The sequence below is a fragment of the Synechococcus sp. MIT S9452 genome (assembly GCF_047304245.1).
Classification (GTDB): Bacteria; Cyanobacteriota; Cyanobacteriia; order PCC-6307; family Cyanobiaceae; genus RCC307.
Genome location: NZ_CP138956.1, coordinates 1,938,084 through 1,957,083, shown reverse-complemented (window position 1 = coordinate 1,957,083; position 19,000 = coordinate 1,938,084). Strand labels below are relative to the sequence as shown.

Annotated in this window: 19 protein-coding genes; 13 read left to right on the top strand and 6 right to left on the bottom strand. The window is 62.1% G+C overall.

The genetic code is table 11. The features are described from left to right. Positions 1–57 precede the first annotated feature (57 nt). From rpsJ to SIB46_RS10345, 3 genes are read left to right on the top strand one after another with little or no spacing between them, the layout of a single operon-like run. Positions 58–378, top strand: coding sequence for a 30S ribosomal protein S10 (gene rpsJ, locus SIB46_RS10355; protein ID WP_011936585.1), 321 nt, complete (start codon positions 58–60; stop codon positions 376–378). 58 nt (positions 379–436) lie between these two features. Continuing rightward, a complete protein-coding gene (locus SIB46_RS10350; protein ID WP_413296076.1) occupies positions 437–1,084 on the top strand; it encodes an LON peptidase substrate-binding domain-containing protein in 648 nt (215 codons plus the stop codon). Beyond that, entirely contained in the window at positions 1,081–2,025 is a 945-nt protein-coding gene (locus SIB46_RS10345) for a methyltransferase domain-containing protein (protein ID WP_413296075.1), read from the top strand. Before SIB46_RS10350 ends, SIB46_RS10345 begins: the two co-directional genes overlap by 4 nt. Here SIB46_RS10345 and pheA read toward each other — a convergent pair. Further along, complete coding sequence (pheA, locus tag SIB46_RS10340) at positions 2,000–2,857, bottom strand: prephenate dehydratase (RefSeq protein WP_413296074.1); 858 nt, start codon at positions 2,855–2,857, stop codon at positions 2,000–2,002. The two genes, SIB46_RS10345 and pheA, sit on opposite strands and share 26 nt — an antisense overlap. Positions 2,858–2,913: 56 nt before the next feature. On the opposite strand from pheA, the gene SIB46_RS10335 reads away from it, so the two are divergent. Next, the gene (locus SIB46_RS10335) at positions 2,914–3,459 is read left to right on the top strand and encodes a DUF1997 domain-containing protein (protein WP_413296073.1); all 546 of its coding nucleotides are present in this window, start codon (positions 2,914–2,916) and stop codon (positions 3,457–3,459) included. Here SIB46_RS10335 and SIB46_RS10330 read toward each other — a convergent pair. From SIB46_RS10330 to SIB46_RS10320, 3 genes are all read right to left on the bottom strand, one after another. Next, complete coding sequence (locus SIB46_RS10330) at positions 3,392–4,045, bottom strand: ribonuclease HII (protein ID WP_413297772.1); 654 nt, start codon at positions 4,043–4,045, stop codon at positions 3,392–3,394. The two genes, SIB46_RS10335 and SIB46_RS10330, sit on opposite strands and share 68 nt — an antisense overlap. Beyond that, on the bottom strand, positions 3,997–5,913 hold the full coding sequence (locus tag SIB46_RS10325) for an Rne/Rng family ribonuclease (protein ID WP_413296072.1): 1,917 nt from the start codon (positions 5,911–5,913) through the stop codon (positions 3,997–3,999). Before SIB46_RS10325 ends, SIB46_RS10330 begins: the two co-directional genes overlap by 49 nt. 267 nt (positions 5,914–6,180) lie before the next feature. Further along, entirely contained in the window at positions 6,181–8,796 is a 2,616-nt protein-coding gene (locus SIB46_RS10320; RefSeq protein ID WP_413296071.1) for a TIGR03936 family radical SAM-associated protein, read from the bottom strand. Positions 8,797–8,810: 14 nt separating this feature from the next. On the opposite strand from SIB46_RS10320, the gene SIB46_RS10315 reads away from it, so the two are divergent. From SIB46_RS10315 to SIB46_RS10305, 3 genes are read left to right on the top strand one after another with little or no spacing between them, the layout of a single operon-like run. Beyond that, positions 8,811–10,037, top strand: coding sequence for an LL-diaminopimelate aminotransferase (locus SIB46_RS10315; protein ID WP_413296070.1), 1,227 nt, complete (start codon positions 8,811–8,813; stop codon positions 10,035–10,037). A 31-nt stretch (positions 10,038–10,068) separates the two neighbouring features. Continuing rightward, on the top strand, positions 10,069–10,389 hold the full coding sequence (gene clpS / locus SIB46_RS10310; protein WP_413296069.1) for an ATP-dependent Clp protease adapter ClpS: 321 nt from the start codon (positions 10,069–10,071) through the stop codon (positions 10,387–10,389). Beyond that, positions 10,386–11,156, top strand: a complete 771-nt coding sequence (locus SIB46_RS10305) for a CPBP family intramembrane glutamic endopeptidase (protein ID WP_413296068.1) — start codon at positions 10,386–10,388, stop codon at positions 11,154–11,156. The genes clpS and SIB46_RS10305 overlap by 4 nt, the downstream gene beginning before the upstream one ends. A 6-nt stretch (positions 11,157–11,162) precedes the next feature. Here the strand turns inward: SIB46_RS10305 and SIB46_RS10300 are convergent, their stop codons facing one another. Next, a complete protein-coding gene (locus tag SIB46_RS10300) occupies positions 11,163–12,755 on the bottom strand; it encodes a photosystem II high light acclimation radical SAM protein (RefSeq protein ID WP_413296067.1) in 1,593 nt (530 codons plus the stop codon). Positions 12,756–12,907: 152 nt separating this feature from the next. On the opposite strand from SIB46_RS10300, the gene psbA reads away from it, so the two are divergent. The 5 genes from psbA (at position 12,908) to SIB46_RS10275 (ending at position 16,867) form a co-directional block, all read left to right on the top strand. Beyond that, positions 12,908–13,987, top strand: a complete 1,080-nt coding sequence (psbA, locus tag SIB46_RS10295; RefSeq protein ID WP_011935857.1) for a photosystem II q(b) protein — start codon at positions 12,908–12,910, stop codon at positions 13,985–13,987. A 125-nt stretch (positions 13,988–14,112) separates the two neighbouring features. Next, positions 14,113–14,316 carry a hypothetical protein gene (locus tag SIB46_RS10290; protein ID WP_186548508.1) on the top strand — a complete coding sequence of 68 codons (204 nt, stop codon included), beginning with the start codon at positions 14,113–14,115 and terminating at the stop codon, positions 14,314–14,316. 69 nt (positions 14,317–14,385) lie between these two features. After that, positions 14,386–15,270, top strand: a complete 885-nt coding sequence (locus tag SIB46_RS10285) for a metal ABC transporter substrate-binding protein (RefSeq protein WP_413297771.1) — start codon at positions 14,386–14,388, stop codon at positions 15,268–15,270. Then, positions 15,270–16,028 (top strand): metal ABC transporter ATP-binding protein, encoded by a 759-nt coding sequence (locus SIB46_RS10280; RefSeq protein WP_413296066.1) that lies wholly within the window; start codon positions 15,270–15,272, stop codon positions 16,026–16,028. Before SIB46_RS10285 ends, SIB46_RS10280 begins: the two co-directional genes overlap by 1 nt. After that, on the top strand, positions 16,025–16,867 hold the full coding sequence (locus tag SIB46_RS10275; protein WP_011936601.1) for a metal ABC transporter permease: 843 nt from the start codon (positions 16,025–16,027) through the stop codon (positions 16,865–16,867). The genes SIB46_RS10280 and SIB46_RS10275 overlap by 4 nt, the downstream gene beginning before the upstream one ends. Positions 16,868–16,876: 9 nt before the next feature. On the opposite strand, the gene SIB46_RS10270 is transcribed toward SIB46_RS10275, so the two are convergent. Then, the gene (locus SIB46_RS10270; RefSeq protein ID WP_413296065.1) at positions 16,877–17,776 is read right to left on the bottom strand and encodes an SMP-30/gluconolactonase/LRE family protein; all 900 of its coding nucleotides are present in this window, start codon (positions 17,774–17,776) and stop codon (positions 16,877–16,879) included. Between the two features lie 135 nt (positions 17,777–17,911). Between SIB46_RS10270 and aroC the strand changes: the two genes are divergently transcribed. Further along, positions 17,912–18,994 carry a chorismate synthase gene (gene aroC / locus SIB46_RS10265; RefSeq protein WP_413297770.1) on the top strand — a complete coding sequence of 361 codons (1,083 nt, stop codon included), beginning with the start codon at positions 17,912–17,914 and terminating at the stop codon, positions 18,992–18,994. Positions 18,995–19,000 lie beyond the last annotated feature (6 nt).

Here is a 19,000-nt window from a genome sequence, read left to right as displayed (position 1 = left end):
TAGTGCGGCTGCACCTCGACAACCCATCCCCCCTCAGCGTTTCGACGCTCTTTCACCATGTCCACGGCTATTGCTCAGCAGAAGATCCGCATTCGCCTGAAGGCGTTTGACCGCCGCATGCTGGATCTGTCCTGCGACAAAATCATTGAAACGGCCGACCACACCGCTGCAACAGCGATCGGCCCCATTCCGCTGCCAACCAAGCGCAAGATCTACTGCGTGCTGCGCTCGCCTCACGTCGACAAGGATTCCCGTGAGCACTTCGAGACCCGCACCCACCGCCGTTTGATCGACATCTTCAACCCCTCGTCGAAAACCATCGACGCCCTGATGAAGCTGGATCTTCCCAGTGGTGTTGATATCGAAGTGAAGCTCTGATTCAGCAGGCCCGCTGGCCCTGAATGCTTCTTAGGATGGCTTCCGTTCTCCCCACGCCATGACTGAGCTGGCCGTACGGGAGCTTCCTCTCTTCCCATTGCCAGACGTGGTGCTCTTCCCCCAGGAAGTGCTGCCACTGCATATTTTCGAGCACCGTTACCGCATGATGTTGCACACGGTGCTCGATAGTGACCGCCGCTTTGGGGTGGTGCGTTGGGATCCCGAATCCAAGCAAATGGCGCAGATCGGATGCTGCGCCGAAGTCCTCAAATGTGAAACCGGTGACGACGACCGCAGCAACATAGTCACCATGGGCCAACAGCGCTTCCGCGTGTTGGAAATCGTGCGAGAAGCCCCCTTCATGGTGGGATTGGTGAGCTGGATGGAGGACGAGCCTCCGGTGGATGACATCCAACCGCTCGCCTCTGATGTGCAAGTGGCTCTCAAGGATGTAGTGGATCTCTCCGCCAAATTGCTGGGTCACAAAACCGTGCTCCCCGATGACCTCCCAGACCTCCCTAGAGAGCTGTCGTTCTGGGTAGGTGGCCACCTCGGTGGTGCTGTTGCCGACCATCAACAGCAGCTGCTGGAACTCACCTCCACCGGCGAACGGTTGCAGCTCGAATTTGAGCTGTTGGACCACACCCGCCGCCAACTGGCTGCCCGCACGGTGCTGAAAGACACCTTCAAGGATCTGGAGGGATGAGCCTGCTTGTCACGGGGCTGGTGCTGCTCACCGGCCTGCTGATCGTGGGACTAGTGGTTTGGTATGTGCTGCCTCGGCGCTTTCGCGGCAGCGAAAGCGTGGCCTCTGCCTACGACAACTGGACCCAAGATCAATTGCTGGAACGCCTTTGGGGAGAGCACATCCACCTCGGCTACTACGGAGATCCTGCGCAAGGGCGCGATTTTCGCGGTGCCAAACAAGATTTCGTGGATGCCCTGGCCCAATGGGGCGGCCTGGAAGATTTACCCGCAGGCACCAAAGTGCTTGATGTGGGCTGCGGCATCGGTGGCAGCAGCCGGCGCTTGGCCAGCCGCTATGGCTTTGACGTGCTGGGCGTCAGCATCAGCCCTGGGCAGGTGGAGCGGGCCCGGCAGCTCACAGACCCCGATCTGTCCTGCCGCTTCGCAGTGATGGATGCCCTCAAGCTCGATCTACCCGATGCCTGCATGGATGTGGTGTGGACCGTGGAGTGCGCTCCCCACATCGCTAACAAGCAGGGCTTTGCCAATGAACTGCTGCGGGTGCTCAAGCCTGGCGGGCAGCTGGTCGCCGCTGATTGGAACCAGCGCGATCACGTCGGGCGCCCCTTCAACCAAGCTGAAAACTGGGTTCTCGAGCAGCTGCGGGTGCAATGGGCCCACCCCGCCTTCTCCTCCATCAACTCCTTCCGCCGCAATCTGGAGCAAAGCGGCGTGCCGCTTGAGCAGTTGCAAACCGGTGATTGGAGTCGCCAAACCCTGCCCTCCTGGTGGGCCTCCATCGAAGAGGGCATTCGCCGTCCGATGGCGGTGCTCAGCCTTGGACCAGGCGCAGTGCTCAAAGGGCTCAGGGAAGTGCCCACGCTGCTGCTGATGCAATGGGCCTTCAGCTGCGGACTGATGCAATTCGGCCTGTTCAGGGCGAAACGGTGTCGTCCGTAATCGGATAGGAGCCAAAACAGCTCAACCGTTCACACAACGGTTGCAGCGCAGCGCACACCTCCTCCACTGGCGGACCAGCCGCTTCGAGATCCACGAAGAACACGTACTCCCCCAGCTCGCGTTTGGAGGGCCGCGATTCGATCCGGCTCATGTTCAAACCACGGGCCGCAAAGATCTCCAGGGCCTGCAACAACGCGCCAGGGGCGTTGGCATGCAGTGAAAAGGCCAGGCTGGTGCGGCTGGCCTGGGCTTGCTTGGGCTGCGGGCCGCGCCGCAGCAGCAAAAACCGGGTGCAATTGCCAGGCTGATCATTGATGGGATAGGCCAACTCAGCGACCCCCTGCTCCTGCCCCGCCTGGCGCGATGCCACGGCAGCGCGGAAGCGAGAGCCCCGCACCAAGCGGGCGGCTTCGGCGGTGGAACTGGTGGGGAGCTGCAGCGCTTGGGGCAGGTTCTGCTGCAACCAGCCGCTGCACTGCGCCAAAGCTTGGGGGTGGGAGAGCACCTCAGTGATCTGCTCGAGGCTGCCGTCAGCAAGCAAGGCATGGCGAATCGGCAGGATCAAGGCATGCTCGATGGCCAGAGCGCCATCGCCCTGCTGGCCGGATTGCCACAGCAAATCCGAACAGCTGGTCACACCGCCTTCCACCGAGTTCTCCACCGGAACCACAGCGGCATCCACCCGCTGCTCCAACAACGCCATCACTACCGCACGGATCGTGGCCTGAGGGCAGCGCTCTGCTTCAGGCGACCCACACAGCGCTGCCAGGCGACGGCAGGCTTGCTCGCCGTAGGTACCCGCTGGCCCCAAAAAGGCCATAGAAGTCAACATCGCAGGACGGGACCAGGACACACCGATAGGATCCCACCGCGTCCAGGTCAGTGGGAATGGTTCTGGCCTTCCGTGCAACGCAAAGCCTGAATCTGGCGGTCCGCCAAGGCGCTGACGACCTGCCGGCTTACTTGCAAGAACAACAGCGTGTCGTGGGCGCGTTGCTGAGCCCTGAACAGCTGGAACCGCTGGGAGAGGGGCGCTACCGCTACAGCGTCAGCCCCTTGCAACTCTTTCAGTTGCGCATCATGCCCACCGTGGAAATCCTGGTGGAGCAACAGGCCAGCCGCCTGGAAATGCGTTCACTGCAATGCAATCTCGATGGGGTGCCGGGGCTTGACGACGATTTCCAGCTCTCGCTTAGTTCCTGGCTAGAAGCCACAGCCCATGGCCTGGTGGGAGAGGCCAAATTGGGGGTTCAAGTCACCCAGCCAGCCGTGCTGCGCCTGATTCCAACCCGCCTACTGGAGAGCACGGGGGAATCGCTGCTCAATGGCATCCTGCTCACCATCAAAGGCCGTGTGGGCCAGCAGCTCATTCAAGATTTCCAGAGCTGGCGCCAGCAGGTGAGCCGCCCTTCAGTTCTGGCGCCAGAAAGCTAAGCCGGTGTAGGGGGGTGGGCCCCCACTCCAGCAGCGCCGTGCGGTGCGCTTTGGTGCCATAGCCCTTATGCGAGGCCAGCCCATAGCCAGGCCAGCGCTGATCGAGTCGCTGCAGCAGGGCATCACGGCCCTCTTTGGCCAGGATGCTGGCGCAGGCAATCGCCAAGCAATGGCTATCGCCGGCCACCACCGTCTCCTGGGAACCAGGCCAAGGCCGCAAGGGCAGCGAACCATCCACCAGCACATGATCCGCTGACGGGCAGAGGCGCTGCAGGGCCCGACACATGGCCAGCTCGGTGGCAGCGCGGATGCCTACGGCATCAATGCAAGCCGCCGAAGCCTGACCCAGCCCATAACTCAGGCAGTAGGCATGAATCTCAGGCAACAACGCCTGCCGTCGTTTGGCGCTGAGCGCCTTGCTATCGGTGACACCGAGGGCCGGTAAACGGTCAAAGGCTTCGGCTTTCAAAATCACTGCAGCAGCCCAGACAGGGCCGAACAAGCAGCCCCGCCCCACCTCATCGACACCAGCAACGATCACCCCGCCGAACGGCGGCGGCGGCGGCGGCGGCCCTCTCCCTCGGATTCGGCCTCCGGCTCAGCAGCGGTGGGCTCAGCTTCGGTGGCAACAGCAGCTTCGGCGGGCTCGCTCTGCGGGGTATTGACGACGAGCGGTGCGATCTCCACCAACGCGGGTTCAGAAGCGGTGGGTTCTGGCTCGAGCAGCGGTGTGATCTCCACCGGGATGGATTCGCTCGTCTCTGCGGCAGGGGCCGCTTGGCCATTGCCACTGCCGCGGCCACCACGGCGGCGGCGGCGGCCACCACTGGAGGCCAGCTCTTGCTTGGCGGCTTCCAGCACCGCATCGGCGTCGTCGCCAGGACGAACAACGCGGGACACCACGTTGTCGAGATCCTCTGGGGCGGGATCAGCCAGCAGCGCTGGATTGAGGCCAAGCCAGCCGAACACCAGCTCTTGGCTTGAATCCATCGGCACAGCCACCACCTGGGGATCTTGGCGGCGTGGTTCAGCGCTGGCCTGGGCGGCCGAGCCACTGAACTCCTGATCGGAATCCACCTGATCCACAGGCTCGGTGGCAGCCCGTCCACCACCACCGCGGCGGCGGCGGCGGCCACCTCCACCGTCGCCATTGCTGGGACTGGACACCTCAGCTCGCGCGGACGCGGCAGAACGCACCAAACCAGGCAAGGACGCCAACGGCTGCAGGGTGTCTTTCCCGGGCAGGGTCACCACATGACCCAAGCCTCCGCAGCTGGGGCAGGCGCGGCCAAACAGCTCATAGATGTTTTGCCCCTGGCGCTTACGGGTGAGCTCCACCAAGCCCAATTCAGTGATCTGGGCAATCTGTGGCCGGGCCTGGTCATCCCGCATGGCCTGGGTGAAATGCTCCAGCAACATCAGCTGGTCGCGGCGCGACTCCATATCGATGAAGTCGATGATCACCACGCCGCCGATGTTGCGCAGCTTGAGCTGGCGAGCAATCTCGGTAGCGGCTTCACAGTTGGTCCAGAGCACCGTCTCGCGGGCATTGGCCGAGCGGGTGAAGGAACCGGAGTTCACATCCACCACCGTGAGGGCCTCGGTGGGTTCGATGATCACGTAGCCGCCGGAGGGCAGATCCACCCGGGGCTTGAGGGCATCACGGATGGCCGCGTTGACCTTGTAGTGCTCAAGGATTTCGCTGGCATCCTCGTGGTGCTCAACGATCAAGTTGGCTTGGTCGGGGCCAAGGAAGCGATTGACGCGCGCCACCGCGTCCTCGGAATCCACCACAACCCTCAGCACATCCGTGCTGTAGAGGTCACGCAGGACCCTATGAATGAAGTCTTCGTCCCGGTTCAACAGAACCGGCGGATGGGCTGTTTCAGCCGCCTGTTGGATCGCTTCCCACTGGCGCAGAAGGGATTCGAGGTCGTCAATGATCTGCTCTTCACTGACGCCATCGGCCTCGGTGCGCACTAGTAGGCCCGTGCCTGGGGGCTTGATCAACACGGCCAAGGCACGCAGCCGGTTGCGCTCGGTTTCACCACCGATGCGCCGTGACACATTCACCCCTTGGCCGTGGGGTTGCAGCACCAGGAAACGACCTGGCAGCGAGAGGTTGCCGGTGAGCCGCGGGCCCTTGGTGCCCGTGGGCTCCTTCATCACCTGAACCAGCACCTTCTGGCGCGGTTCCAGCAACTCGGTAATCCCAGCGCCGCCTTTCTTCAGGCGCAACGGGCCGAGGTCGGTGATGTGAATGAAACCGTTTTTTTCGCTTTCGCCGATGTTGACGAAGGCGGCATCGATGCCGGGGAGGACGTTTTCAACGGTGCCGAGATAGACATCACCGATCTGGTGACGACCTTGCGCAACGATTAATTCATCAACCCGTTCGTCGTTGAGAACTGCGGCAATGCGCAGCTGCTCAGCGATGACGATCTGCTGTGGCATGGGCTGAGGCCACCCCTGACGGGGTCACCGAAGAGGACAGGGAAAGGAACAAAAATGCTGTGCAGCAATCAGCTGTTGGGGGCTGAGGCGGCGTTTCAACGAATGAACCTGGAGATATCACGACATTGGCCTTCCAGTGGAAAGCCACACCCTGGGAAAACCGTGCTGTAGAGCCCTTGGGTCTGCTGCAGGCGCAGGGGAAGGACAGTGTTCAAAGCCCTTGGACGACTCGCATCCCGCGGGCGGATCCACCACCTTGACTTGAAACTAGCACGCAAGTTTCAGGGCCACGCGCCGCAGCTGCGTTTGCTGCAGCTCACAGCCGAGGCGTTGGCCAAGCAGCTGACGCAACTGATCCGGTTTCAAGCTGCGGCCATTGGCCTGCACCAGGGTTTCCAGCCCCAGCTCCAGCTGCTGGGGACTCCAGTGGTGCCAATGCAAATCCAGCAGCAGCGGCCGCAAATCCCGGCGACGGCGGCGACCCTGACGATCCAGCTCCTCTAAGGGAAGTGCCTCTGCACCCAGCAACTCGCCTAGCGCCTCTTGGCAGCGCCGTTCAGCAGGCAACCATTCAGCACCACTGGGCTGCAAAGACAAGCGCCAATGGGCTGAATGCAGCATTTGCGAAAGGGCTGGCGACCTCACCGGCACCCCATGGGCCTCGAGCAGCGAAAACCCCTCAGGCAGCAGGGGCGCCAAACGCTCCATCAACTGCGCAGGCTGCACCACTTCGGTGAAGCTCAAATCCAGCCAATCGGAATCGGCTTCAGCCCCCAGGGGCAAAGCCAGAGCCAATTGCAGCCGGGGCAGCGGATGGAACCCCCCGGTGAACGACACCGGCAGCTGACTGCGGCGCAAGGCCCGCTCCAGCATCCGCACCAAATCGAGATGGCTCAACAGCGCCATCTCACCGGTTTTGGCAAAGCACACCCGCAAACGCCCCACCTGCTCACTGGGGGGCTTACGCGGCGGATCGATGGCAGGAATCGCCGGCGGTGGCACCACCACGTTGTGCCCCAGCCCTTCGCCGCACACACCGCAGTGACTGCAGCCATCAAACGAGCAATCAGGAACCACCACGGCCTCCAGGGCACGCTCAAGGTCTTCCTGCAACCACTGCTTGCTCACCCCGGAATCGATGTGATCCCAGGGCAAGGGTTCAGCGCAGCGCTGCCGGCGTTGCTCGAGCGTGAGGGCCTGAAGCTCAGCCCAACTGCCAAGTTCCAGCTCGCGATAACGGCCGCCCAAGCCGGCTGCGTCAATCGCCTCACACCAGGCGCCATGGGTTCGCTCGATGTTGTCGAACCAGGCGTCCATGCCGGCGCCAGAGCGCCACGCGGCTTCGATCACCGGGGCGAGACGCTGGTCCCCACGCCCGATGAAGTCCTCCATCGCCGAGAGGCGCACATCGGTGTAGTTGACCTTTAAAAACCGCATGCCCGCAAAGCGCTGGCGCAAGATCCCCTGGCGCCGCTTGAACTCAGCGGTGGAAACGCTGTGCCACTGAAATGGTGTGTGGGGCTTGGGGGTGAAGTTGCTGATCGTCAGATTCAGCTCCAGCCGGCCGATATCGCGCATTTCAAAGCGCAACCGCTCCACGGTGTCGGCGATGCCATGCACATCGGCATCGGTTTCACCCGGCAAGCCGATCATGAAATAGAGCTTCACCTTGCGCCAGCCGTTGCGCATCGCCGTCTCGATGCCAGCGCTGAGCTCCTGATCCGTCAGGCCTTTGTTGACGATGTCGCGCATGCGCTGGGTGCCTGCTTCCGGGGCAAACGTGAGTCCGCCCTGGCGCGTGCCGCCCAGGATGTGGGCGATGTTGTTGTCAAAGCGATCGATGCGTTGGCTCGGCAGCGAGAGGCTGACGTTGTGGTCCTGCAGGCGGTTGCGCAGCTCCACCCCCACGGCGGGCAAGGCGAGGTAGTCGCTGCAACTCAGCGACAGCAACGAAAAGTCGCTGTAACCGGTGCGCACCATGCCGGTCTCCACAGCTTCCACCACCTCCTCGGGATCCACGTCGCGGGCCGGGCGGGTCAACATCCCCGGCTGACAGAAGCGGCAGCCGCGGGTGCAGCCCCGACGAATCTCCACGGTGAGCCGGTCATGCACCGTTTCCACATGGGGAACCAAGCCCATGGCGTAATGCGGCATGGGCGTCGCCACCCGGCGCACCACGCGGCGATGGCCCAACGCCGGCACGTAGACGCCGGGTACCTCCGCCAGGTCGCGCAGCAGCTCTGAGCGAGGCAGGCCAGCGGCCTTGGCCTCCTCCAACACCAAGCCAATCTCTGGCAACAGCTCTTCGCCATCGCCTAGGGCGATGAAATCGAAAAATGGCGCGTAGGGCTCTGGATTGCTGGTGGCCGTCTGGCCGCCGGCAAAGATCAAGGGCCGTGCATCTGCAGAACCAAGCGGTGCATCGCCGCGATCACGGGCGTAAAGCGGCAGCCCGATGAGATCGAGCATCTCCAGCACATTGGTGGCGCTGAGCTCGTAGCTGAGGCTGAAGCCAAGGATGTCGAAGCTGTTGAGGGGCCGGCGGCTCTCAACGGCAAACAATGGCGAGCCCGTGCTGCGCAGCCGCTCGGCCAGATCGGGGGCCGGCAAGTAAGCGCGATCGCACAACTGCCGCGGCTGGGCGTTGAGGATCGAATAGAGAATGATGTGGCCGAGATTGCTGGCGCCAACCTCGTAAACCTCGGGGTAGGTGAGGGCCCAGCGGATCGATGCCGCCTGCCAATCCCGTGGCTCCACCCCCAGTTCATTGCCGAGATAACGGCCGGGGCGGGAGATTCCGGCATTGACCAGCTCAGCGAAAGCGGTCATCGGCGCGGCAGCACTGCCTTGAGTATGGAGCTCCGCATAGGACAATCCCGCCATCGCGCTACTCCCCTATGGCCCTCGTCAACGGCAATTACCTCAAGCTCAAAGCGGGTTACCTGTTTCCTGAAATTGGTCGCCGGGTCAAGGCCTTCAGCGAAGCCAACCCCGACGCCGCCCTGATCCGCCTGGGCATTGGTGATGTCACCGAGCCTCTGCCGCAGGCTTGCCGGGACGCCATGAAAAATGCCATCGATGAGATGGGAACCCGCGACGGCTTCCACGGCTATGGGCCGGAGCAGGGCTACGCCTGGCTGCGCGAAGCCATTGCCAAACACGATTTCCAAAGCCGTGGCTGTGACATCAGCGCCGATGAGATCTTTGTCTCCGACGGCTCCAAGTGCGATAGCAGCAACATCCTCGACATCCTTGGCGAAGGCAATCGCATCGCTGTGACCGATCCGGTCTATCCGGTGTATGTCGACAGCAACGTGATGGCCGGCCGCACCGGTGATGCCAATGAGGGAGGGCAATACGGCGGCCTCAGCTACCTGCCCATCACCGCTGCCAACGATTTCACCGCGCCGCTGCCGAGCAGCCCGGTTGATCTGATCTATCTCTGTTTCCCCAACAACCCCACCGGAGCTGTCGCCAGCCGCGAGCAACTGAAGAGCTGGGTGGATTACGCCCTCGAGCACAAGGCGCTGATCCTGTTCGATGCGGCCTATGAGGCCTTCATCCAAGATCCGGCCATCCCCCACTCGATCTTTGAAATCGAGGGGGCGCGCCAATGCGCGATCGAATTCCGCTCCTTCTCCAAGAACGCCGGCTTCACGGGCACCCGCTGCGCACTCACCGTGGTTCCCAAAGGCCTGATGGGCACCAGCGCCACAGGGGAGCAGGTGGAGCTCTGGGGCCTCTGGAACCGCCGCCAAAGCACCAAGTTCAATGGCGTCAGCTACATCGTTCAGCGTGGTGCTGAAGCGGTGTACTCCGAGCAAGGCCAAGCCGAGGTGAAGGCGCTGATCAGCTTCTACATGGAGAACGCCGCGATCATTCGCAGGGAGCTGTCCGCCGCTGGGCTCACGATCTATGGCGGCGAGCATGCCCCCTACGTGTGGATCAAAACCCCTGAAGGCATGGATTCCTGGGGTTTCTTTGACCACCTGCTCAACAAAGCCAATGTTGTGGGAACCCCCGGCAGTGGCTTTGGTGCCGCAGGTGAGGGCTACTTCCGCCTCTCGGCCTTCAACAGCCGCAGCAACGTGGATGAAGCCATGCGCCGCATCCGCGCTCTCTAGATTGCCGTCGGTTCTGCGATCTGCCCCCGCCATGACGCACGCCAGTGAAACTCCGGTGCGCTCCCCAGGTGGTGCCGCCGTGATGGAGCGGCAACCCGAGACGGTGCGAAAACCATCGCCCCGCTACCGAGTGCTGCTCCACAACGATCCGGTCAACTCCATGGAATACGTGGTCACCTCCCTGCGGGAGGTGGTGCCGTCGTTGAGCGAGCAGGATGCGATGGCCGTGATGTTGGAAGCCCACAACAGTGGGGTGGGCTTGGTGATCGTCTGCGATATCGAGCCAGCTGAGTTCTATTGCGAAAGCCTTAAGGCCAAAGGTCTCACCAGCACGATCGAGCCGGAGGAGTGAGGCCCCACTGGCGCGGCACGCTCCTCTACCCCGCCTCCTTGGTGGCGTTGTTTCTGGGTTTGCAAGGCCTCCTAGGCCTGATGGGTGTTCCCGCTTCCCAGCAGGCTTCCTTGGCCGCGCTGCCCAGCGTTGCTGCACTGCTCATCTCACTGCCTTGGCGCTTGCAGCGGGCCTGGGGTGAACCCCAAGCCTGGAAACGCCTCGGTCTGCGCTGCAGCTGGGGGGAACTCATTAAGGCCTTGAGCCGTGGAGTGCTGTTGGCCGCAGCACTGCTGCTGGTCATTGTGGTGGCCTTGCTGCTCGGCGGCGCCCAGAGCGAGCTGCGTCTGACGCCGGCCCTGGTGCTCAATGCCGTGGTGCTGGGCTTGGGGGTGGGCTTTGCCGAAGAGTTGCTGTTCCGCGGCTGGTTGTTCGGCGAGCTGAGCCTGCTGCTGGGCCACCGCCGCGCCCTCTATCTGCAGGCCGTGATTTTCAGCCTTGTGCACACCCGGTTTCACCTCCCCGGCCTGGAACTGCTTCTGCTCCTTGGTGGTCTCGCTCTCTTCGGCGTACTGCTCGCTGAACAACGCGATGGCGATCGAGGGGTTCTGTGGGGTGCCGTTGGCCTGCATGGAGGAGCCGTCGGCGGCTGGTTCCTGCTCAGCCAAGGGGTTCTCAATCTGCAAAGCGCTGGACCGAACTGGCTCTTAAGCCCGGCCAATCCCATCGGCGGCGTGGCGGGCTGGATCGCCTTGATGGTTTTGCTGCTGACTTTGAAACGCTCCTAACCGGCGTCAGGCGGTTGCCGTGGCCATGGCCTTGCGGCCTTCCACTGGGGCATGCAGTGCTTCATCCAGGGGAGCGCAGCCGTAATCGCGCTCCAGCAGGTCCATCACGGTGCGGCCGAAATCGGCGGGGTTGCGCTCAAAGGCTTCCAAACACACCCGGCCGAAGGTTTGGCCCATGGGCTCGGGGTTCCACAGCAATTGGCGAGCTGTCCAAGGCAGCATGCTCATGGGGTTGTAGCCGGGCTTGATCAAGCCCTGGTCGAAGCCGTACTGCTCCAGGTGAGTGTGGGGCTGCAGGCCAATGAAGAAGATGGCGGGCTCCACCTTGTCGGCACCAAAGGCCGCCTCGAGTGCGCGGTGATAGGCAACGGTTTGGCGGATCGTCTCAGGCCGCTCGTCGATCACGTTGAACGAGTAATTGACTGAGACGTGATGGCGGAAGCCAGCTCGCGCCAGCAAGCGGCAGTTCTCCAAAACGGTGCGCAGGTTGTAGCCCATACGCATCTTGCGGACGAGCTCCTGGGATCCGGAGGTGATGCCGATCTCGAAGTACTCCATCCCTGTGGCCACCATCAGCTCAGCCAGTTCGGCATCGAGGTTGTCGGCACGGATGTAAGCCGCCCAACGGATGTCATTCCAGCCCTGCTGCTGCACCGCGCGCAGGAGCTCCTTGGCATCTTCGATGTAACGCCGCGCTGGGATGAACTGGGCATCGGTGAACCAGAAGCCGCGCACCCCGCGCTCGTAGAGCTGACGCATCTCGGCGATGACTTCATCAACGGGATTGACCCGCACCGCCTTGCCTTCAACAACGGTGTAAACGCAGTAACAGCAGTTGTGGGGACACCCTCGTTTGGTCTGCACGCCGACGTAGAAGTCACCCGCTTCGAGATACCAGTTGAGCTGCGGCCAAATCGATTCGATGTAGTCGTAATCGCAGGCGGTTTTGATCAAACCCGAGGGCTGCTCGTGAATTAAGCCAGGGCGGGGCGCTTCCCCGGCGCGGAAGCAACGCTCACCAGCGAGTGACTCCCCGCGCAGCAGCTTTTCCAGCAGCGGCTCGCCTTCGCCAACGGAGACCACCGTGCCTTTGGGCAGCAACGGCGCCAGTTGCTCGTAAAACACGCTGGTGGCACCACCACCCAAAACGGCTTGCGCCTGGGGGCAGTGGTGCCGAGCACGCTTGAGGCCTCGCCGAATCAAACGCAAGTTGCGCCAAAGCTCGCCATAGAACGAGCCCATCAACTTCACACCGCCTAAGGCACCACGCAGGCGCCTGAGTGGATTGCGGGCATAAAACACTTCAAACGAGTGCTGCAGCGGATTGCCGCCGCGCCCATCCACAGGCGCATAGATCTGAATGTCTCGCCAGGAAAACACCAACAAGGTGGGGCGAAAGGCATCGACCGTGGCCCGCAGCACCCGGTCAACATCCAGCAGGGGAACGGCAGCTAGGTCGAGCAGCCGCTGCTGCAACTGGGGAAATTGCTTGTGGAGGTGATCGGCCAGGTAAATCGGCCCGATCGGGAAGATGGGATTACAGGGAAGGCGTACCAGCAGGACGCGATCAGCCGAGGTCGGTGTTGGGGACTCAGACACCGCTCCAGCACAAGGAATCGGACCCTAACAAGGCCATTGCCGCTGCGGAGTCTTAAAGCGTTGGTTTACATCCCGCAATGTTGCTTTACAATTGGGGGACCGGACATTGATCCGGGAATTCATACCGCCTTCGGGCACACCCCAACGCACTCATGCAAACCACCATTCAGCAGCGCTCCGGCGCCTCTGCGTGGCAGCAGTTCTGCGAGTGGGTCACCAGCACCGACAACCGCCTCTATGTGGGTTGGTTCGGTGTTCTGATGATCCCGACTCTGCTGGCTGCCACCACCTGCTTCATCGTTGCCTTCATCGCCGCTCCCCCGGTTGATATCGACGGCATCCGCGAGCCTGTCGCCGGCTCCCTGCTCTACGGCAACAACATCATCTCCGGTGCTGTTGTTCCTTCCAGCAACGCCATTGGCCTGCACTTCTATCCCATCTGGGAAGCCGCTTCCCTCGATGAGTGGCTGTACAACGGCGGTCCTTTCCAGCTGGTGATCTTCCACTTCCTCATCGGCATCTATGCCTACATGGGCCGTGAGTGGGAACTCTCCTACCGCCTGGGCATGCGCCCTTGGATCTGCATTGCTTACAGCGCCCCTGTGGCTGCTGCTTCCGCAGTGTTCCTGGTCTACCCCTTCGGTCAGGGTTCTTTCTCTGACGCGATGCCCCTGGGCATCTCTGGCACCTTCAACTACATGCTGGTGTTCCAGGCCGAGCACAACATCCTGATGCACCCCTTCCACATGCTGGGTGTGGCAGGCGTCTTCGGCGGCAGCTTGTTCTCCGCCATGCACGGCTCCCTGGTGACCTCCTCCCTGGTGCGTGAAACCACCGAGAGCGAGTCCCAGAACTACGGCTACAAGTTCGGCCAAGAGGAAGAGACCTACAACATCGTGGCTGCCCACGGTTACTTCGGTCGCCTGATCTTCCAATACGCCTCGTTCAACAACAGCCGCAGCCTTCACTTCTTCCTGGCTGCCTGGCCTGTGGTTGGCATCTGGTTCACCGCCCTTGGCGTGAGCACCATGGCCTTCAACCTGAACGGCTTCAACTTCAACCAGTCCATCCTGGATTCCCAGGGTCGTGTTCTGAACACCTGGGCTGACATCCTCAACCGTGCCGGCCTCGGCATGGAAGTGATGCACGAGCGCAACGCTCACAACTTCCCCCTCGACCTGGCTGCTGCCGAGAGCGCCCCTGTGGCTCTCCAGGCTCCTGCCATCGGTTGATCTGGAATCAACAAACGGTTCAGATCAACTGAATCGGAAAGCCCCCTCCTCGGAGGGGGCTTTTTGTTGTGGATAGAGCTCCCTTACGCCACGTTTAACTAGAGCCAGAGAGGTGGACGGAATCCATGCCAGAGGAGGACCCGACGCTTCAATTTGAACTCAATGAAGAAGCCATTGGGCTAATGCTCAAGTCGGTGAGCTTCTATCTCGAGCGTTGGCCCGGCGGGCCGGATCCCAGCGAGCAAGAAGGCTTGATCAAGCTCAAATCTCTTTTTGCTGCAGCTCTCCTGGAATACAACTTCAACCGCTCAGGCGGCGAATTAACTTAATTAGCGGCTCATCGGCAGCTCTTGGCACGCGGCAAACAGCTGTTGATGGCGCTGCTGAGCTCAGCTCTGATGGCGAGCTGCACCACCAGCCCAGAGCTTGAGACAACCAAGCAAGGCAACAACAAGCCGGTGGTGCTCACCACCTTCACGGTGCTGGCCGACATGGCCCGCCAGGTGGGCGGAGATCGCCTTCAAGTGCGCTCGATCGTGAAGCCTGGAGCTGAAATCCATGGCTATGAGCCCACCCCCAGCGATCTGGAACAAGCCTCAGGCGCTGATCTGGTGGTGGAGAACGGCCTGGGACTGGAGCTATGGGCCGACCGCTTTCTACGCGCAGCAGGAGATGTGCCCCGCCTCACCCTCAGCCAGGGAATGGAGCCCCTGTTGATTGAGGGCGATGCCTACGCCGGCAAGCCCAACCCCCATGCCTGGATGTCGCCGCAACGGGCGATGGGCTACGTCGATGGCTTGGTGGCGGGGTTCAGCCAGCTCGATCCTGAGGGTGCTGCGGACTTCCGCCGCAATGGGGCGACCTACAAACAACAGCTGCAGCAACTGGATCAAGAACTGCGCAGCGCCCTTGCTGAGCTGCCTCCAGAGCAACGGTTGCTGGTCAGCTGCGAAGGAGCGTTCTCCTATTTGGCCCACGATTACGGCCTAGAGGAGGCCTATCTCTGGCCTGTCAATGCTGAAAGCCAAGTCACCCCAAGACGCATGGCGCAGCTGATCACCACCATCAAGCAGCGCCAAGTGCCGGCGATTTTTTGTGAAAGCACGGTCAGCGATAAGGCCCAACGGGAAGTCGCCAAGGCCTCAGGCGCCCGCTTTGGCGGTACGTTCTATGTGGATTCCCTTTCGGGCAGCGACGGCCCGGCCGCCAGCTTGCTTGATCTGCAACGCCACAACGTCAATCTGATCCGGCGCGGACTCGGCAGCGAAGGAGGTGAGCGCTGATGCGCATCGAAGCCGATCAGGTCTGCGTTGATTACAACGGCCGAGTGGCCCTCTATGACGCCAGCCTGCATCTCCCCGCTGGCAGCATCTGCGGCCTTGTGGGCATGAACGGGGCTGGTAAGTCGACCCTGTTCAAGGCGCTCACCGGTTTTGTGCGGCCATCCCGCGGCCGCATCCGCATCAATGGGCAGCGCGTGGCCCAAGCCCAGCGAGAGCAGGCGGTGGCCTATGTGCCGCAAAGCGAAAGCATCGACTGCGGCTTCCCCGTCTCGGTGTGGGATGTGGTGATGATGGGCCGCTATGGCGCCATGAACCTGCTGCGCATTCCGCGCCAATCTGATCGCGTCGCCGTGCGCGATGCCCTCGAGCGGGTGGAGCTGCTGGAGTTACGCCATCGGCCGATCGGCTCCCTCTCCGGCGGCCAGCGCAAGCGCGCCTTTTTGGCCAGGGCCATCGCCCAAAGGGCCTCGGTGCTGTTGCTTGATGAACCCTTCAACGGGGTGGATGTGCGCACCGAAAAGCTGATGGCTGAGCTGTTCCTGCAGCTACGCCGCGATGGGCGCACGATTTTGATCTCCACCCACGACCTCAGCCATGTGCGCGACTTCTGCGATCTGGTGGTTCTGATCAACAAAACCGTGCTCGCCTACGGCGAGACATCCGAGGTGTTCACGCCGGAGAACCTGGCACTCACCTTTGGCGGCATGCCTCCCAACCTGCTGACGGGGCCCAGTTCAGCTGAGGAACCCGAGCCATGATCACCTGGCTGCTGGAGCCCTTAAGCCACGACTTCATGGTCAGGGCCCTGTTGGTCAGCGCTCTGGTTGGCGGGGTCTGCGGCCTGCTGTCTTGTTACATGACCCTCAAAGGCTGGGCCTTGATGGGGGATGCCGTCTCCCATGCGGTGCTGCCTGGGGTGGTGTTGGCCTATGCCCTGGGGTTGCCGTTCTCGCTGGGGGCTTTTGTGTTTGGTGTTGGCTCGGTAACGGCGATCGGTTTTGTCAAACAGAAATCCAGGGTGAAAGAAGACACCGTGATTGGACTGGTGTTCACCGGATTTTTTGCCTTGGGCTTGGTGCTGGTCTCCAAAACCCGCAGCAACATCGACCTCACCCACATCCTGTTTGGCAATGTGCTCGGCATCTCCCAGGCCGACATCCAGCAAACCCTGCTGATCTCGGCGCTGGTGGTGGCTGTGCTGCTGCTACTGCGGCGCGACCTGTTGCTGTTCTGTTTTGATCCCACCCACGCGCGCTCGATCGGGATCAACACTGGGCTGTTGCACTACGTGCTGCTCTCGGTGCTGTCGCTGGCAGCGGTGGCGGGCTTGCAAAGCGTGGGAATCATCCTGGTGGTGGCGATGCTGGTGACCCCTGGCGCCACGGCCTACCTGCTCACCGACCGCTTTGATCGCATGACCCTGCTGGCCATCACCAGCAGCGTGCTCGCCAGCCTGCTGGGGGTGATCATCAGCTATTGGAGCGATAGCTCCACCGCCGGCTGCATCGTGCTGGTACAAACCGGCTTGTTCTTGTTGGCTTTCCTGTTCGCACCGCGTCACGGCATCTTTCGCCAACACCCAGAAATTGGCGCCTGAGGCCAGGCGTCACCCCGCAAACGTATGGGCTGGCAAGCCAGCCACACCCACCTCAGCCACAAACAAGCCTCCAGCTAAGGGTTGCTGCTCCAGTTGATCGGGAGCGAGCTGGTGACGGGCCGTGGTGATGAACAACTGATCAAGATCTGCTCCGCCAAAGCAGCAGGAGGTGACTTTGCTGCAGGGCATCTCCACGCTGGCCAGCTGCTCACCACTGGCTGGATCCCAACGGGTGACCGCCGAACCGTCGTGCAGGGCAATCCAGAGCATGCCCTCAGCGTCGATTGTCATGCCGTCAGGCACACAGTTCCAGGCTGCCGGGATCTCCACGCACACCGTGCCCGCATCGATGGGATCACCCTGCTGATCCAAGGCGAATCGCAACACCTGCAGCGTTGGTGAATCAATGAAATACAACCAGCGTCGATCAGCGCTCCAAGCCAACCCATTGGAGATCGTCACGCCAGAGCGCATCAGGCGTGATTGCAAGTTGGTGTCCAAACGCCAAAGCGCCGCAGCACCGGGCACGAACTCGTAGTGCATCGTTCCGGCCCAAAGCCGGCCCCAGGGGTCGCACTTGCCGTCATTGAAGCGGTTATCGAGGCAGTGGGCCTCGGGGTGGTGCAGCAGTGAGCGCTTAGCACTGGTGGGCTCCACCCGCAAAAAACCGTCTGCTGTCGCCGCCAGGAGATCGCCACTGGCTGTAGGCACCACACAGCCGACATGGCACCCCACATCGATGAAGCTGTTGTGGCCACTGCGGGGATCAAAGAGTCCGATCCGCGACGCCTCGATATCCACCCACAGCAGCTGGGAACGCTCGGCCCACCAGTGGGGCCCTTCGGCTAAGTGGGCTCCAGCCGGCAGAACACAGTGCGCCTGAAGCGGGTGGACAACGGAGACATCCATGAGCGAAGCCCGCTGGATCTCATTCCATTGTGTCCAGCCTTGGACAAGCCCTTGGAGGCTCTCCAGAAGGATTCAGGAAACAAACAAACCCATGACGCGCTCTGGCCCGTACGCTCGGTGCAGTTTCAGCTGGCCATGGGCAGCAGTTTCGGCCATCTCTTCCGCATCAGCACGTTTGGGGAATCCCACGGCGGCGGTGTTGGCGTGATCGTCGATGGGTGTCCTCCGCGCTTAGCCATCGACATCGAGGCGGTCCAAGCCGAACTGGACCGGCGTAAGCCTGGTCAGAGCAAGATCACGACCCCGCGCAAAGAGGATGACCGCGTTGAAGCGCTCAGCGGTCTGCTCGATGGGGTCAGCCTCGGCACCCCGATTGCCATGGTGGTGCGCAACAAAGACCAGCGGCCTGGCGATTACAAGGAAATGCAGGTGGCCTTTCGGCCCTCCCACGCCGATGCCACCTACCAAAGCAAGTACGGCATCCAGGCCCGCAGCGGCGGCGGCAGGGCTTCAGCGCGTGAAACCATCGGCCGCGTGGCCGCTGGAGCCATTGCCAAGCAAATGCTCCAGCAGCTGCATGGCACCGAAGTGCTGGCCTGGGTGAAACGCATCCACACCCTGGAAGCCACCATCGATCCAGCCGTGCCCACGCTGGAGGCGGTGGAGTCCAACATCGTGCGCTGCCCTGATGCCGCCATGGCAGAGCAAATGATCGAGCGCATTGAGTCCATCGGCCGTGATGGCGACTCCTGCGGCGGGGTCATCGAATGCGTGGTGCGGCGTCCGCCCACGGGACTGGGAATGCCCGTGTTCGACAAGTTGGAGGCCGATCTCGCCAAGGCCGTGATGTCACTGCCGGCCACCAAAGGCTTTGAGATTGGTTCGGGCTTTGCAGGCACCACCCTGCTGGGAAGCCAGCACAACGATGCATTCCTGCCCACCAGCGACGGCAGCTTGCACACCGCCACCAACAATTCCGGTGGGATCCAAGGCGGAATCAGTAATGGGGAGCCGATCGTGCTGCGGGTGGCTTTCAAGCCAACCGCCACGATCCGCAAGGAACAACAAACAATCAACGCCAGTGGCGAAGCCACAACACTGGCAGCGAAAGGACGCCACGATCCCTGCGTGCTGCCCAGGGCCGTTCCCATGGTGGAAGCCATGGTGGCCCTGGTGCTCGCTGATCACGCTCTACGCCAACGCGGCCAGTGCGGTTGAGCTGAA

Excerpts from the sequence above, each read along its gene's own strand:
- rpsJ (WP_011936585.1), top strand. The coding sequence starts at position 58 with ATGTCCACGGCTATTGCTCAGCAGAAGATCCGCATTCGCCTGAAGGCG.
- SIB46_RS10350 (WP_413296076.1), top strand. The coding sequence starts at position 437 with ATGACTGAGCTGGCCGTACGGGAGCTTCCTCTCTTCCCATTGCCAGAC.
- SIB46_RS10345 (WP_413296075.1), top strand. The coding sequence starts at position 1,081 with ATGAGCCTGCTTGTCACGGGGCTGGTGCTGCTCACCGGCCTGCTGATC.
- pheA (WP_413296074.1), bottom strand. The coding sequence starts at position 2,857 with ATGTTGACTTCTATGGCCTTTTTGGGGCCAGCGGGTACCTACGGCGAG.
- SIB46_RS10335 (WP_413296073.1), top strand. The coding sequence starts at position 2,914 with ATGGTTCTGGCCTTCCGTGCAACGCAAAGCCTGAATCTGGCGGTCCGC.
- SIB46_RS10325 (WP_413296072.1), bottom strand. The coding sequence starts at position 5,913 with ATGCCACAGCAGATCGTCATCGCTGAGCAGCTGCGCATTGCCGCAGTT.
- SIB46_RS10320 (WP_413296071.1), bottom strand. The coding sequence starts at position 8,796 with ATGGCGGGATTGTCCTATGCGGAGCTCCATACTCAAGGCAGTGCTGCC.
- SIB46_RS10315 (WP_413296070.1), top strand. The coding sequence starts at position 8,811 with ATGGCCCTCGTCAACGGCAATTACCTCAAGCTCAAAGCGGGTTACCTG.
- clpS (WP_413296069.1), top strand. The coding sequence starts at position 10,069 with ATGACGCACGCCAGTGAAACTCCGGTGCGCTCCCCAGGTGGTGCCGCC.
- psbA (WP_011935857.1), top strand. The coding sequence starts at position 12,908 with ATGCAAACCACCATTCAGCAGCGCTCCGGCGCCTCTGCGTGGCAGCAG.
- SIB46_RS10290 (WP_186548508.1), top strand. The coding sequence starts at position 14,113 with ATGCCAGAGGAGGACCCGACGCTTCAATTTGAACTCAATGAAGAAGCC.
- SIB46_RS10285 (WP_413297771.1), top strand. The coding sequence starts at position 14,386 with ATGGCGAGCTGCACCACCAGCCCAGAGCTTGAGACAACCAAGCAAGGC.
- SIB46_RS10280 (WP_413296066.1), top strand. The coding sequence starts at position 15,270 with ATGCGCATCGAAGCCGATCAGGTCTGCGTTGATTACAACGGCCGAGTG.
- SIB46_RS10275 (WP_011936601.1), top strand. The coding sequence starts at position 16,025 with ATGATCACCTGGCTGCTGGAGCCCTTAAGCCACGACTTCATGGTCAGG.
- SIB46_RS10270 (WP_413296065.1), bottom strand. The coding sequence starts at position 17,776 with ATGGATGTCTCCGTTGTCCACCCGCTTCAGGCGCACTGTGTTCTGCCG.
- aroC (WP_413297770.1), top strand. The coding sequence starts at position 17,912 with ATGGGCAGCAGTTTCGGCCATCTCTTCCGCATCAGCACGTTTGGGGAA.